Origin of the sequence: Pseudomonas sp. NPDC086278, from assembly GCF_050280905.1 — a bacterium.
Classification (GTDB): Bacteria; Pseudomonadota; Gammaproteobacteria; order Pseudomonadales; family Pseudomonadaceae; genus Aquipseudomonas.
Genome location: NZ_JBNNWE010000013.1, coordinates 1 through 14,943 on the forward strand (window position 1 = coordinate 1; position 14,943 = coordinate 14,943).

Genomic DNA, 14,943 nt, shown 5'->3' on the forward strand with positions numbered 1-14,943 from the left:
TTGCGGCGTCACCAGACCAACAGAATCGGCGGGAAAGGCAGTTGGCATCGACCCTGCTCTCGTTGAAATGAGGCGTAAGTCTAAAGACCGGGGGGTACACAAGTGATCGAAAATCTACGCAACATCGCCATCATTGCTCACGTTGACCACGGTAAAACCACCCTGGTAGACAAACTCTTGCGTCAATCCGGCACTCTGGAGCGCAACGAGCTCAACGACGAGCGCGTGATGGACTCCAACGACCAGGAGAAAGAGCGCGGTATTACCATTCTGGCGAAAAACACCGCCATCAACTGGAACGGCTACCACATCAACATCGTGGACACCCCGGGCCACGCCGACTTCGGCGGCGAAGTTGAACGCGTAATGTCGATGGTCGACTCCGTTCTGCTGCTGGTTGACGCTCAAGACGGCCCTATGCCGCAAACCCGTTTCGTGACCAAGAAGGCTTTCGAAGCCGGCCTGCGTCCAATCGTGGTCATCAACAAGGTCGACCGTCCAGGCGCGCGTCCGGACTGGGTTCTGGACCAGATCTTCGACCTGTTCGACAACCTCGGTGCCACCGAAGAACAGCTGGACTTCAAAGTCGTCTACGCCTCGGCCCTGAACGGCATTGCCGGTCTGGAACACACCGCCATGGCTGAAGACATGACGCCGCTGTACCAGTCGATCGTCGACAACGTACCTGCGCCGCAAGTTGACCGCGACGGTCCGTTCCAGATGCAAATCTCCGCACTGGACTACAACAGCTTCCTGGGTGTTATCGGCGTTGGCCGTATCGCTCGTGGTCGCATCAAGCCGAACACTCCGGTTGTCGCTATCGACGCCGACGGCAAGAAGCGCAACGGCCGTATCCTGAAGCTGATGGGTCACCACGGTCTGCACCGCATCGACGTTGAAGAAGCAGCTGCCGGCGACATCGTCTGCATCAGCGGCTTCGACCAGCTGTTCATCTCCGACACTCTGTGCGACCCACTGAACGTCGAAGCGATGAAGCCGCTGACCGTTGACGAACCAACCGTTTCCATGACCTTCCAGGTAAACGACTCGCCTTTCTGCGGTAAAGAAGGCAAGTTCGTCACCAGCCGTAACATCAAGGAACGTCTGGACAAGGAACTGCTCTACAACGTTGCCCTGCGCGTTGAAGAAGGCGACACCGCCGACAAGTTCAAAGTCTCCGGCCGTGGTGAGCTGCACCTCTCGGTACTGATCGAAACCATGCGTCGCGAAGGCTTCGAAATGGGTGTTGGTCGTCCGGAAGTGATCATCCGCATGGTTGACGGCGTCAAGCACGAACCGTACGAAAACGTGACCATCGACCTGCCGGAAGAATCCCAGGGTTCGATCATGGAACAGATCGGTATCCGTAAAGGCGACCTGACCAACATGGTTCCGGATGGCAAGGGCCGTGTGCGCCTTGAGTACAACATCCCGGCTCGTGGCCTGATCGGTTTCCGTAACGAGTTCCTGACCCTGACTTCGGGCGCTGGCATCCTGACCTCGATCTTCGACCGTTACGACGTGATGAAGTCGGGCGACATGTCCGGCCGTCAGAACGGCGTGCTGGTTTCGGTTGCCACTGGTAAGGCGCTGACTTACTCGCTGGAAACCCTGCAAGCTCGCGGCAAACTGTTCCTGGGTCACGGCGAAGACGTGTACGAAGGTCAAATCGTCGGCATCAACAGCCGCGACAACGACCTGGGCGTCAACCCAACCAAAGGCAAGAAGCTCGACAACATGCGTGCCTCGGGTAAAGACGAAACCATCGCTCTGGTTCCGCCTATCCGTTTCACCCTGGAGCAGGCTCTGGAATTCGTTCAAGAAGACGAATTGTGCGAAGTCACTCCTAAGTCCATCCGTCTTCGCAAGAAGATCCTGGGCGAAAGCGAGCGTACCCGCGCTGCGAAGAAAAGCGGCAACTGAGTTTCGACTTAGTTAAGGCTTAAAGAAACGCCCCCGACCGCAAGGTCGGGGGCGTTTTTGTTTGTCTGGGGTTTGGGCGGTGTTGGTGCCGGCGCCTTCGCGAGCAAGCCCGCTCCCACATGGATTGATGGCGGACACAAAATTTGTGTACGACACAGATCAAATGTGGGAGCGGGCTTGCTCGCGAAGGCGGCCTGTCAGTCGCCGCAGATCCCAGCGATTGTTAAAACTTCTCGAGGGTACGACGGCTACTGCTGGTCTCACGCGCCACTTCTTTGGGCTTGTAAGCGCAATACCCCGGTCGCGGGCCGATCTTCGGGTGATTGCGGCAAGTGTCCGGGCGCTTTTCATAAATCGTGCACAAGCGGCTCTTGCGATCCAGGTACAGGCAATCGTTGTTGCTCATGCGCTGCAGGGTGAAGATTTCGGACTTCTGGTTGTAACGCTCGACGATCCCTTCCTTCTGCAAACGCTTGGCGATGTTCTTCGCCGGTTCGCCGCGCTCGAAGTCGTCGACGATACCGATGCGGATCAGATCCTTGATCTTGACCTCGACCGGCAACGTGCAGCAGCTGGATATGCAGGAGCCGCACATCGGCGCAGAGTACTTGGCCCAGGTATCGAGGCGATCGATCTCGGCGGCAGCGATCAGGTTGGACTTCATCATCGGTTGTTACCAGCGTGTGCATCAGGGCGCGCGATCATACCGGGACTGGTGGATTTTTGAACAACCTTTCGCCAGATTTTTTTCAGCACCGCCCAATGACACCGTTAATCCGGCACGGCCCCTGCATTCATTCAGGCATACGACACTGGAATGCCGATCGATCTCGCACTATCAGGAAAAACTGCCGAACCAGAGCCCGCACCGTCGGTCAGACCGTCTAGGCTCAACAACTCCACGCTCGCTCGAGGTCCTATCGATGACTCAAGAACCACTTGTTCGCGAAGCAGAGGTGGCCGCATTTCGCGACGCCGTCCTGACCAAACTCACCTACGCGGTGGGCAAAGACCCGGATCACGCCTTCGACCACGACTGGTTCGAAGCGATTGCGCTGGCAGCGCGCGATCACATGGTCGAGCACTGGATGGATCACACCCGCCAGATCTACCGCAAAGGTCAGAAACGGGTTTACTACCTCTCCCTCGAATTTCTCATCGGCCGCTTGCTCTACGACAGCCTGAGCAACCTCGGCCTGCTCGACGTCGCCCGCGAAGCCCTCACCGAACTCGGTGTCGACCTGGAGCGCATTCGCCTGCTGGAGCCCGATGCGGCGCTTGGCAACGGTGGCCTCGGTCGTCTGGCGGCGTGCTTCATGGAAAGCATGTCGACCCTCGGCATCGCCGGCCACGGCTACGGCATTCGTTACGAGCACGGCTTGTTCCGCCAGGCCATCGTCGACGGCTGGCAGCAGGAGCAGACCGAACACTGGCTGGACTTCGGCAACCCGTGGGAATTCGAGCGCCCTGAAGTCGTTTACCCGATCGGCTTCGGCGGCAGCGTCGAAACCGTCACCGATGAAAACGGCAAGAGCAAGCAAGTCTGGTCCCCGGCGGAAACCGTGCGGGCGATTGCCTACGACACGCCGGTGGTCGGCTGGCGGGGCGCGAGCGTCAACACGCTGCGGCTGTGGCGTGCGCGGGCCATGGAAGATTTGCACCTGGAACGCTTCAATGCCGGCGACCACTTGGGCGCGGTGGCGGAAGTGGCGCGGGCCGAAAGTATTTCTCGCGTCCTGTATCCGGCGGACAGCACCGAGGCCGGCCAGGAATTGCGCCTGCGTCAGGAATATTTCTTCGTTGCCGCCTCGTTGCAGGATTTGCTGCGTCGTCATCGCAACATGCACACCTCGGTGCTGACCCTGGGCGACCACGCGGCGATCCAGCTCAACGACACGCACCCCTCGATTGCCGTGGCCGAGCTGATGCGGCAACTGGTCGACGTCTACGACGTGGCGTGGGATGCGGCGTGGCAAGTCACGGTCGACACGCTGTCGTACACCAACCACACGCTGTTGCCGGAAGCGCTGGAAACCTGGCCGGTCGGTTTGATGGAGCGGATGTTGCCGCGACACATGCAGATCATTTACCTGATTAACGCGCAGCACATCGTTTCGCTGCGGGCCAAAGGCATTCACGACTTCGACGTGCTGCGCGCGGTGTCGTTGATCGAAGAAGACAACGGCCGCCGCGTGCGCTTGGGCAACCTGGCGTTTCTCGGCTCGCACAGCGTCAACGGCGTGTCCGGGTTGCACACGCAGTTGATGCGCAAAACCGTGTTCTCCGAACTGCACAAGCTCTACCCGGAGCGGATCAACAACAAAACCAACGGCATCACTTTCCGCCGCTGGCTGTACCAGGCCAACTCGGAGCTGACTTCGATGCTGGTCGATGCCCTCGGCCCTGAGCTGCTCGACAACGCCGAAGAACGGCTGCTGGACCTGGAGCCGTTCGCCGAGAAACCGGCGTTCCGCAAAGCGTTCGCCGAGCAGCGGCTGCACAGCAAAAAAGCCCTGGCGTACATCATTCACGAGCGCCTCGGGGTGGCGGTCAACCCGGCGGCGATGTTCGACGTGCAGGTCAAACGGATCCACGAATACAAACGCCAGTTGCTCAACCTGCTGCACACCGTGGCGCTGTATCAAGCGATTCGTGCCGAGCCGGAAGTCGACTGGGTGCCGCGCGTGAAGATCTTCGCCGGCAAGGCCGCCGCCAGTTATCACCAGGCCAAGCTGATCATCAAACTGACCAACGACATCGCGCGGGTGGTCAACAACGACCCGACCGTGCGCGGCTTGCTCAAAGTGGTGTTCCTGCCCAACTACAACGTCAGCCTCGCGGAAAGCATCATTCCGGCGGCGGATTTGTCGGAGCAGATTTCCACCGCCGGTTTCGAAGCCTCGGGCACCAGCAACATGAAGTTCGGCCTGAACGGCGCGCTGACCATCGGCACCCTGGACGGCGCCAACGTGGAAATGTGCGAGCGCATTGGCGCCGAGCACATGTTCATCTTCGGTCTGAGTGCGCAGCAGGTTGAAGCGCGCAAACAGAACCACGAGTTCAATGCGACGCCGGACATTGCCGCGTCCCATCGTCTCAACGACGTGCTGCAAGCGATTCGCGGCGGGGTGTTCTCGCCGGATGATCCGTCGCGATACGCCGGCCTGATCGATTCGCTGATCGACTACGACCGCTTCCTGGTCTGCGCCGATTTCGACTCTTACTGGGACGCGCAGATGCGCGTGGAAGCCCATTGGCACGATTCGAACGAGTGGTGGCGTTCGGCGGTGCTGAACACCTCGCGGATGGGCTGGTTCTCCTCCGACCGGACGATTCGCGAGTACGCCACGGAAATTTGGAAAGCGCTGGAGTAACTTTTAGCAATAATTGCGTCCAAGGCCCGACGGTTGTCGGGTCTGATCGATATACTCAGCGCCAGTCAGTGAGCGCTGCGCGCTCAATCGCGGGCAAGCCACGCTCCCACAGGTTTTATGTCGATCTTACGGCTCATATAAACCTGTGGGAGCGTGGCTTGCCCGCGATGGCATCAGTGCAGACGCCACAAGGCAAATGAGCCGCTTAGGGATATCGACCATGCAATGGATTTTCATGCTGATAGGGCTGGTGCTCGGCTGGATACTCGACGAGTCGTTCAGTGATGCGCTGTTGGGCGCGTTGCTCGGCCTGGGTATCGGTCAGGCCATTCGCCTCGCTCGTTTGGCGTCACAGGCTGCCGCGCAACAGCTCAAGCTTGAGCAGACGCAGGTGGCGCTGACGGCGTTGCAACAACGTCTGGCCTTGCTGGAGGTGTCCGGCGTCAAAGCGCCTGAAACCAGCGAACCGGCCGTCAGCGAGCCCGTTGCACCCCCTGAATTTATCCTCGACGACATCCCGCTCGACATCCCGGTGCAGACCCCGGGACTGGTCTGGGACCTGCCTTCCGAACTCGAGCCGATTGCGGCGGCTGCGGCGACTGAAACCAGTCGGCCACTGCCCGTCGACGTCTGGAAACCCGAGCCGGTCGCTCGCGAACTTCAACAACCTGAAGCACCGCGTGGCCCGAACATGATTGATCGCGCGATCAGCGGCGCCCGCGCCTGGCTGTTCGGCGGTAACACCGTGTTGCGCGTTGGCGTGGTGTTGTTGTTCCTTGGCCTGGCCTTTCTGCTGCGTTACGCGACCGAAGGCATGGTCGTGCCCATCGAGTTGCGTTACGCCGGGGTGGCGGCATCGGCGTTAGGCCTGCTGGGTCTGGGCTGGTGGCTGCGTCATCGCAACAACAGTTATGCGCTGATGTTGCAAGGCACCGGGATTGCCGTGCTGTACCTGACGGTGTTCGCGGCGATGCGTTTGCACCCGCTGCTCGACCCGACCGCAGCGCTCGGGCTGCTGGTGGCGGTGACGGTGTTCTCGGCGATTCTGGCGATCACCCAGGATTCCCTGGCGCTGGCCTGCGTTGCAGCACTGGGCGGTTTTGCCGCGCCGATCCTGACCTCGACGGGGGCCGGCAACCACGTCGCGCTGTTCAGCTACTTTGCGTTGCTCAACGCCGGCATCCTCGCCATCGCCTGGTTCAAGGCCTGGCGGCTGCTGAACCTGATCGGGTTTGTCGGCACCTTCGGCATCGGTTTCGCCTGGGGCCTGCGTTCCTATACTGCGGATTTGCTCTGGAGCACCGAGCCGTTCCTGATCCTGTTTTTCCTGATGTACCTGGCCATCGGCCTGCTGTTCGCCCGGCGCAAGTTGCTGGAAATGAGCGACGCGCCCGAGGACGACAGCCGCGAGGCGCTGTTGCGCTGGTCGGCGCGCAAGGGCGATTACGTCGACGGTACGCTGCTGTTCGGGCCGCCGCTGGTGGGTTTCGGCTTGCAGTTGGCGCTGGTGCAGCACCTGGAATTTGCCGCCGCGTTCAGCGCCTTGGCGCTGGGCATGCTCTACATGGGCCTGGCGCGGCTGCTGATGGGCGGTCGGGCGTTGCTGCTGGCGGAAACCTGCCTGGCGCTCGGCGTGATCTTCGCCAGTCTGGCGATTCCATTGGGCCTCGATGCGCGCTGGACGTCTGCGGCGTGGGCGGTCGAAGGGGCCGGTATTTTCTGGCTTGGCCTGCGTCAGCAACGACCGCTGGCCCGTGCGTTTGCCTTGCTGCTGCAATTGGGCTCGGCACTGGCGTTCCTCAGCGAATTGCGGATCGGTGCAAGCAGCCTGCTCGACGGCGCGCCGTTGGGCGCGTTGATGCTCGGCGTGGCGCTGTTGTTCAGCTTCTATCAATTACGCAAAGCCTCGCCCGAGCAGACCTCGGAGTGGGAGCGCAAAGGGTTGCCGGTTCTGGCGTGCCTCGGCCTGACCTTCCTGTACCTGCTGGCGCCGCTGTTCTTCTTCACCCAGGGCACGGCGATCAGTTGGGCGCTGGCGGGGCTGGCGACTTTGTTTGTCGGCCTGCGTTGGCAATCGCGCACGTTCCTGTTCACCGCGTTTGCCGTGCAGTTGCTGGGCGGCGCGTTATTCCTGCTACGCCTGCAAGGGGCGGGCGGTGAGGCGTCGGCGGTGTTCAGTGCCGGCTGGAGCGGCTTGCTCAGCGCGTCGCTGATTGGTTTGGCGTTGATCGCCGGCATGCTGCTGGCGGCACGCGACGACATGGTGCGCAGCGACGTGCGGCTGCTGCGCGGTTTGTCGGTGGTGTTGCTGGCGGGCCTGGCGCTGATGAATCTGGCGGTGCTGTTTGTGCTGCCGTGGCAAACCGCGAGTGCGGTGTGGGCGGCCAGTGGTTTGTTCATCATCTGGCTGAGCCTGTACCTGAAGCAGCGCGTGAGTTTTGTCTTCGGCCTGCTGTTGCAGGTGATCGGCGGCGCGGCGTTCCTGCTGGCCGGGCCGGACTTGCTCGGAACATTGGCCAGCGAAGGCCTGAAGCCGCTGGCGCACAGTGGTTTCTGGACGCCGTTGGTGTTGGGTCTGGCGGCGATGGTCGGGGCCTGGCGTTTGCAGCTTGGCAATCATTCTTCGGCGTTCGATGTGCTGAGCTTGCAGCGGTTGTCTGAAGTATTGCTGGTGTGGGGCGCGGGTTGGTGGGCGCTGGCGTGGGTCAGTGAAGTGCTGCGCTTTGCGCCGGCGCATCTGCACGCGACATTGTTGCTGGCGGTCGCGGCGATCAGCGTCGCGCTGTGGACCGGGTTGGCGCTGCGCTTGAAATGGTCCGCGCTCGGTTTGCTTTGTACGTTGCTGATCCCGGCGGCAGGGCTGGTGTTGCTCGCGGCGTGGCAGTCGCGCTATCACCCGGCAGCCGATGGCGGTTGGCTGGCCTGGGCGGCGGTGTTCGTCGTGCATTTCATCTCGCTGAAGCGCTTGGCGCCGAGGTTGCCGGCGCGTGCGTTGAGCGCCGCGCATGTGCTCGGTTGCTGGCTGTTGCTCGGCGTGCTGGCGCTGGAGTTGCGTTACGGCTTGCTGCTGTTGTCCGAGCAATACAACGCCTGGCGCTGGTTGGGTTGGGCGATTCTGCCGAGCCTGTATCTGGTGCTGGCGTCCGCGCCGCGCAACTGGCCGTGGCCGGTGTCGGCGTATCCCCGCGAATACCGGCTCTATGCGGCGGCACCGCTGGCGTTGCTGATGCTCGGCTGGTTCTGGCTGGCCAACGTGGTCAGCGACGGCGGCGCCGAACCGCTGCCGTATGTGCCGTTGATCAATCCGCTGGAGTTGGGCCTGCTGTTTGCGCTGTTCGGCGTTTACGTCTGGTCGCGCAACGCAGCGACGCAACTGTCGATCCGCAAGGACTACGTGGCCCACGCCACGCAACTGATCGCGGGTGCCTCGCTGTTCTTGTTCTTCACCGCGCTGGTGATGCGCACGGCGCACCATTGGGGCGGCGTGCCGTTCGAGCTGGATGCGTTGCTCGAATCGATGCTGGTGCAGGCCGGTCTGTCCATCGTCTGGACCTTGATGGCGCTGAGTCTGATGATCGGCGGCCATTTGCGTCATCGTCGCGAGGTCTGGCTGATTGGCGCGGCACTGATTGGCGTGGTCGTGGCCAAACTGTTCTTTGTTGAATTGAGCAACCGCGGCGGGCTCGCGCGGATCGTGTCGTTTATCGGCGTGGGCGTGTTGTTGCTGGTAGTGGGGTATTTCGCGCCGCTGCCACCCAAGCGCGCCGACGCTGCGCCGGAGTCTGAAAAAACGGCGCCGCAAACCGAAGGAGTGTCGTCTTGAGTCAGAAGCTGAATCTGCTGTTGTTGGCCGCCGTTGCAGTGAGCGCGACGCTGTCGGCCAGCGCTCAGGAAAAACCGGCGGACTTCGCGACACAGGTGCCGTTGGCCGTGAGTGGCGAAGGCCCGTGGTATCGCCTCGAATTGCCGTTGAGCGTGCAACTGAATGCGCGGCAGACCGACCTCAGCGATCTGCGGGTCTTTAACGCCGCCGGTGAGCCTCAGGCCTACGCCTTGGCTCGACAAAGCGCGCAGACCCGCGAAAGCCGCACGTTGACCGATGTGAAGTGGTTCCCGCTGTACAACTCGGCGGATTCCACCGAGCGTGCGCCCAGTGTGCGGGTGCAATCGAGTGCCAACGGCACCTTGGTCGAGGTGCAGCCGTCGAGTCAGCTGGAAGCAGGTGAAGAGACATTGCGCGGCTGGTTGCTCGACGCCAGCGCGATCAAGGCGCCGCTGCAACAGTTGATTGTTGACTGGACCAGCGAGCGCGACGGCTTCCAGCGCTTCACCATCGAAGCCAGCGACGACTTGCAGCATTGGCAAGCCTGGGGCGAAGGGCAGGTGGCACGGTTGACGTTCGCCGACGAGCGGGTCGAACAGCACGAAGTCGGCTTGCCGGGGCAAACGGCGCGTTACCTGCGCCTGTTGTGGAGTTCGCCGCAATCGGCGCCGACGCTGACCTCGGTGCAACTGGAAAGTGCCAGCACCCGCAGCTTGCCGCTGCCGTTGGTCTGGTCGCAGCCGTTGGCCGGCAACAGCAGCAAGTCGGGCGAATACACCTGGCAATTGCCGATGGGCTTGAATGTCGAGCGGGTGCAGGTTGAGCTGAGTCAGCCCAATAGCCTGGCGCCGGTGACGTTGGCCGGTCGTCGAGAAAGCAGCTTGCCGTGGCAGTCACTGAGCAGCGGTTTGCTCTATCGCCTGACTCAGAATGGCCAGGACGTGGTGCAGAACGAATTGCAGCTGCCGGGGCAAACCGTGCAGCAGTTAAAACTGACCGTGGACGAACGCGGCGGAGGCCTGGGTGCCGACGCGCCGACCCTGAAGTTCGCGGTGCGCTCGACACAACTGGTGTTCCTCGCACGCGGCGCGGGGCCTTATACGCTGGCGCTGGGAAGCGCGACGGTGAAGGCGGCGAACCTGCCGCTGTCGACGCTGATTCCGGATTACAGCACGGCGAAGTTTGCGGCGTTGGGCAAGGCGACGGTGGAAGGTGCAGCGGTGGTGAGCAGCACCTCTACCGTGACCGCGGCGGCGAAAACGGACACGAACTGGAAGAAGTTCGGGTTGTGGGCGGTGTTGCTGCTGAGTGTGCTGTTTTTGGCGGCGATGGCGTTCAGTTTGCTGCGCAAGCCTCCCGTCAAACCCTAAGAATGGCCGGCGCTGCGCGCCGTTCGCGAGCAAGCCCGCTCCCACAGTTGAGCGCGTACCCCTGTGGGAGCGGGCTTGCTCGCGAAGACTGACTGTCCGGCAACGAGAATCTTGAAACAGCGGCCAATTCTCAGCTCACATCCAATCCATTCCGAACTACGCTAAACCCCGCGCATGAACTCTCTTCGGCGTATCACGTCTGATAGGAGGAAATGCGCCCCGACTCGCGTTAAACTGCGCGGGTTTTTAGCCCCCCATTCCACCGGAGCCTTCCATGTCCCGCGTTACCCTGAGTCGCTATTTGATTGAGCAGACCCGTAGCAACAACACTCCTGCCGATCTGCGTTTCCTGATCGAAGTGGTGGCGCGCGCCTGTAAAGAAATCAGCCACGCCGTCTCCAAAGGCGCCCTGGGTGGTGTTCTGGGCAGCATGGGCACTGAAAACGTCCAAGGCGAAGTGCAGAAGAAACTCGACGTGATCTCCAACGAGATCCTGCTCGAAGCCAACGAATGGGGCGGTCACCTGGCCGGCATGGCGTCCGAAGAAATGGACAATGCCTACCAGATCCCGGGCAAATACCCGAAAGGCGCGTACCTGCTGGTGTTCGACCCGCTGGACGGTTCGTCGAACATCGACATCAACGCCCCGGTCGGCACGATCTTCTCGGTACTGCGTTGCCCGAACGAATACCTGACCCAGAACGAACCTTTGAATGAAAAGGCCTTTCTGCAGCCGGGCACTCAACAAGTCGCCGCCGGTTATGCCATCTACGGTCCGCAGACCATGTTGGTGCTGACGCTGGGTCACGGCGTGAAAGGCTTCACCCTGGACCGCGAAATGGGCAGCTTCGTGCTGACCCACGAAGACATCACGATCCCGGCTTCCACCCAGGAATTCGCGATCAACATGTCCAACCAGCGTCACTGGGAAGCCCCGGTACAACGCTACGTGGACGAATTGCTGGCGGGCGAAGAAGGCCCGCTGAAAAAGAACTACAACATGCGCTGGGTCGCCGCGATGGTCGCCGACGTGCACCGCATCCTGACCCGTGGCGGTCTGTTCATGTACCCGCGTGACAGCCGCGAGCCGTCCAAGCCAGGCAAACTGCGCCTGATGTACGAAGCCAACCCGATGTCGTTCCTGGTCGAGCAGGCGGGCGGTGCGTCCACCGACGGTCACCAGCGCATCCTCGACATCCAGCCTGAAGGCCTGCACCAGCGCGTAGCGGTGTTCCTCGGCTCGAAAGAAGAAGTCGAACGCGCCACGGCTTACCACAAGGAATAAACATGACCGCGCCCTGGCAGCCGTTGCTCGACTGGTGGTTCGGATCTTGCGAATCCCCCGACGAAGTAGCGGCCGACAAGGGCAAGTTATGGTTCGGCAAGCGCGACAGCCAGGACCTCGACGCGCAGACGCGTTTCGGGGACTGGGTCGAGCAGGCACTGGCCGGCGGATTGACCGAGTGGGCGCAACGCCCCGAAGGTTGGCTGGCTCTGGTGCTGTTGCTCGACCAACTCCCGCGAATGATCTTTCGCGACACTGCCAAATCCTTTGCGGGCGATCTCCGGGCTCAGGCTCTGGTGGCGCAAGGCATTGCCGCGGACTTTGATCGACAGTTACGACCGATTCAGCGGGCGTTCATCTACCTGGTGCTGGAGCATTGCGAGCATCTGGCCGTGCAGAACGAAGCCGTTTCACGGTTCATCGAATTGCTGGCGCAGCAGCCGGAGGCTGATCGGGCGGTGTTTGCCGACAACCTGGATTATGCCGAGCGGCATCGGGAAGTGATTGCGCGGTTTGGGCGGTTTCCGCACAGGAATGCGGTGTTGGGGCGGGCGTCTACGGCTGAGGAGATTGAGTTTCTTTCGGGGCCTGGGTCAAGGTTCTGAATTTTCGTTGTGGCTGATGCCGTTTTCGCGAGCAAGCCCGCTCCCACAGGGGATCTTCGTGGCAATGAAGATCAATGTGGGAGCGGGCTTGCTCGCGAAGGGGCCGGGTCAGGCACTAGATGCGGAAGCTGCCCACCAGCTGTTTAAGCCGCGCAGCCTGCTGCTCAAGGTCCGAGCAAGCACGCAACGTCGCCTGCAAGTTCTCCACACCTTCCTGGTTCAGCGTGTTGATCTCGGTGATGTCGACGTTGATCGACTCCACCACGGCGGTCTGCTCTTCGGTCGCGGTGGCCACGGATTGGTTCATCCCGTCGATCTCGCCAATGCGCTGCGTCACGCTGCCCAGGCGTTCACCGGCCTGGTTGGCGATGCCGACGCTGCTTTCGCTCTGGCGCTGACTGTCGGTCATGGTGCTCACGGCTTCGCGGGCGCCGACTTGCAGTTCTTCGATCATCTTCTGCACTTGCTGCGCCGAATCCTGAGTGCGATGGGCGAGGTTGCGCACCTCGTCCGCCACCACGGCAAAACCGCGTCCGGCTTCACCGGCACGCGCTGCTTCGATGGCGGCGTTGAGCGCCAGCAAATTGGTCTGCTGCGAGATGCTGGTGATCACTTCCAGAATCTGCCCGATGTTCACCGTGTTGCTGTTGAGCGTTTCGATGTTGCCGCACGAATCGCTGATCTTCGCCGACAGCTGCTGCATTGCCGCGATGGTTTTATCCACCACTTGCTGACCGTCTTCGGCAAGGGCACGAGCGTCGCTCGAATGCTGCGAGGCGAGCGCGGCGTTCTGGGCGATTTCCTGGGCGGCGGCCCCCAGTTCGTTGATCGCTGCGGCGACGCTGCTGGTGCGCGACGCTTGCTGGTCGGAGTTGAACATCGACGAGTTCGACGCCGCGACCACGCGCAACGCGACTTCGTTGACCTGGCCGGTTGCCGAGGCCACTTCGCGGATCGAGGTGTGAATACGTTCCACGAAACGGTTGAACGAGGTGCCCAGTGCGCCGAATTCGTCCTGACCGTGAATGGTCAGGCGTTTGGTCAGGTCACCTTCGCCTTCGGCGATATCATGCATGGCGCGGCCCATGGTCAGCAGAGGCTGCATCAGGAAGCTGATCAGCATGCCGAGCAAGGCGATGATGATCACCACGGCGATGACCATGGCAATGATCGCCGAGGTGCGGAATTCGCTGAGCATCGAGAACGCGGTGTCCTGGTCCAGCACCAGCGCGACGTACCAGTCCGCCGACGGCACGCCGTTGACGTGGGTGAAGGAGATGAATTGCTTCTTGCCGTCGAGCTCGACCTCTTTCATGCCCGGGCTGATGTTCGGCGCGCCGTTCGGGTAGGCGTCGGCGAGGCTTTTGAGCACGAGTTTGCTGTCTGGGTGGATCAGGATCTTGCCGTCGGCGCTGACGATGAACGCATGGCCGTGGCCACCGAAGTTCAGCGAGTTGATGATCGCGCTGACGCTCGATAGATCAATGTCGGCGCCGGCGACGCCGATCATCTGGTTCTGGTATTTCACCGGGGTGGCAACGGTGATCACCAATTTGCCGGACGAGGCGGCGATGTACGGTTCGGTGACGATGGTCTGCTGCGCGCTGTTGGCCGCCTTGTACCAGCCACGGGCGCGCGGGTCGTAATCGGCGGCGCGGTTGCCGGCCGGGACCGAGAACATCACGCCGTCGGTGCCGCCGAAGTAGCTCAACTGGAAATTACTGGTGTAGGCCGGCAAGTCGATGGCGCGTTTGAGGCTGGCCTGAGCGCTGCCGTCCACGGCAATCTGCTGGGACAGCGATTGCAGCAATTGCATGCGGCTTTCCAGCCAGGTCTGGATGTTGCTGGTGGTCAGGCTGCCGAGTTCCTGCATCGAGGACTCGGTACTGCTGCGCAGGGTCTGGCGCTGGCGGTAGTCGTTGAACACGATAAAGCAGGCGAATGCAACGACGACCACGAGGGCCGCGGCCAGCAGAATCTTGTGGCTGAATTTCATGTTTCTGGTCATTAAGTGCACTACCGCGGAGGGTCTGGTCAGCATGGGGGCGTCAATCTGCCACAGTGAAGGGCTTTGCGCTGCATTTATGTCGACTGGCCAGCGCCAAAGATTAGGCGCCTTTTGCAAAAACCGACGAAATACTCAACGGCGCGACAAAGTGCCTGATTTATTGAGAAAAGGCAGACGAGCGGCCTGATAAATAGGCGCGGCGTCGGGGAACCAGATGGGGGTTTTCTCTTCTAAGCTTCTGCTTGGCAGCCATGCCAACCCCCCTTCGCTCCAGGAGTTACACCATGTCGCTGCGATCTATCGCCTTGTTGTCGTTCTGCGTGCTGCTGGTCGCGTGCAGCAAGGTCAATCAGGAAAACTACTCGAAGTTGTCGACCGGCATGCCCAAGGCCGAGGTTGAGACCTTGCTCGGTAAACCTGCTGATTGCTCGGGCGCGCTCGGCATGTCCAGTTGCACCTGGGGCGACAAAAACAGCTTTATCAGCGTGCAGTACGCCGGTGACAAAGTGCTGATGTTTTCCGGCCAAGGCCTGAAGTAAACCGGGGCTACGCGCC

At 61.5% G+C, this 14,943-nt stretch carries 9 protein-coding genes and 1 pseudogene; 7 read left to right on the plus strand and 3 right to left on the minus strand.

The window, feature by feature from the left end:
- Window positions 1-102 precede the first annotated feature (102 nt).
- Complete coding sequence (typA, locus tag ACQKP4_RS06165) at window positions 103-1,923, plus strand: translational GTPase TypA (RefSeq protein ID WP_427631373.1); 1,821 nt, start codon at window positions 103-105, stop codon at window positions 1,921-1,923.
- Window positions 1,924-2,146: 223 nt separating this feature from the next.
- Here the strand turns inward: typA and ACQKP4_RS06170 are convergent, their stop codons facing one another.
- Window positions 2,147-2,587, minus strand: a complete 441-nt coding sequence (locus tag ACQKP4_RS06170) for a YkgJ family cysteine cluster protein (RefSeq protein WP_427631484.1) — start codon at window positions 2,585-2,587, stop codon at window positions 2,147-2,149.
- Window positions 2,588-2,846: 259 nt separating this feature from the next.
- On the opposite strand from ACQKP4_RS06170, the gene ACQKP4_RS06175 reads away from it, so the two are divergent.
- The 5 genes from ACQKP4_RS06175 (at window position 2,847) to ACQKP4_RS06195 (ending at window position 12,380) form a co-directional block, all read left to right on the plus strand.
- A complete protein-coding gene (locus ACQKP4_RS06175) occupies window positions 2,847-5,297 on the plus strand; it encodes a glycogen/starch/alpha-glucan phosphorylase (RefSeq protein ID WP_427631375.1) in 2,451 nt (816 codons plus the stop codon).
- A 220-nt stretch (window positions 5,298-5,517) separates the two neighbouring features.
- On the plus strand, window positions 5,518-9,120 hold the full coding sequence (locus tag ACQKP4_RS06180; protein WP_427631377.1) for a DUF2339 domain-containing protein: 3,603 nt from the start codon (window positions 5,518-5,520) through the stop codon (window positions 9,118-9,120).
- Window positions 9,117-10,490, plus strand: a complete 1,374-nt coding sequence (locus ACQKP4_RS06185; protein WP_427631379.1) for a DUF3999 domain-containing protein — start codon at window positions 9,117-9,119, stop codon at window positions 10,488-10,490. The genes ACQKP4_RS06180 and ACQKP4_RS06185 overlap by 4 nt, the downstream gene beginning before the upstream one ends.
- A gap of 274 nt (window positions 10,491-10,764) precedes the next feature.
- Complete coding sequence (locus ACQKP4_RS06190; RefSeq protein ID WP_427631380.1) at window positions 10,765-11,775, plus strand: class 1 fructose-bisphosphatase; 1,011 nt, start codon at window positions 10,765-10,767, stop codon at window positions 11,773-11,775.
- 2 nt (window positions 11,776-11,777) lie between these two features.
- Entirely contained in the window at window positions 11,778-12,380 is a 603-nt protein-coding gene (locus ACQKP4_RS06195) for a DUF924 family protein (RefSeq protein WP_427631382.1), read from the plus strand.
- Between the two features lie 115 nt (window positions 12,381-12,495).
- Here the strand turns inward: ACQKP4_RS06195 and ACQKP4_RS06200 are convergent, their stop codons facing one another.
- Both ACQKP4_RS06200 and ACQKP4_RS06205 read right to left on the minus strand, forming a co-directional pair.
- Window positions 12,496-13,260 carry a methyl-accepting chemotaxis protein gene (locus tag ACQKP4_RS06200; protein WP_371927683.1) on the minus strand — a complete coding sequence of 255 codons (765 nt, stop codon included), beginning with the start codon at window positions 13,258-13,260 and terminating at the stop codon, window positions 12,496-12,498.
- A gap of 93 nt (window positions 13,261-13,353) precedes the next feature.
- Window positions 13,354-14,421, minus strand: a pseudogene (locus ACQKP4_RS06205) (HAMP domain-containing protein); the annotation flags it as partial.
- 251 nt (window positions 14,422-14,672) lie between these two features.
- Between ACQKP4_RS06205 and ACQKP4_RS06210 the strand changes: the two are divergent.
- Window positions 14,673-14,927, plus strand: coding sequence for a hypothetical protein (locus ACQKP4_RS06210; protein WP_427631384.1), 255 nt, complete (start codon window positions 14,673-14,675; stop codon window positions 14,925-14,927).
- The last annotated feature ends 16 nt before the right edge of the window (window positions 14,928-14,943 follow it).

Coding starts and splice junctions, on each gene's coding strand:
- ACQKP4_RS06170 (WP_427631484.1), bottom strand. CDS start 2,587: ATGAAGTCCAACCTGATCGCTGCCGCCGAGATCGATCGCCTCGATACC.
- ACQKP4_RS06175 (WP_427631375.1), top strand. CDS start 2,847: ATGACTCAAGAACCACTTGTTCGCGAAGCAGAGGTGGCCGCATTTCGC.
- ACQKP4_RS06180 (WP_427631377.1), top strand. CDS start 5,518: ATGCAATGGATTTTCATGCTGATAGGGCTGGTGCTCGGCTGGATACTC.
- ACQKP4_RS06190 (WP_427631380.1), top strand. CDS start 10,765: ATGTCCCGCGTTACCCTGAGTCGCTATTTGATTGAGCAGACCCGTAGC.
- ACQKP4_RS06195 (WP_427631382.1), top strand. CDS start 11,778: ATGACCGCGCCCTGGCAGCCGTTGCTCGACTGGTGGTTCGGATCTTGC.
- ACQKP4_RS06200 (WP_371927683.1), bottom strand. CDS start 13,260: ATGTTCAACTCCGACCAGCAAGCGTCGCGCACCAGCAGCGTCGCCGCA.
- ACQKP4_RS06210 (WP_427631384.1), top strand. CDS start 14,673: ATGTCGCTGCGATCTATCGCCTTGTTGTCGTTCTGCGTGCTGCTGGTC.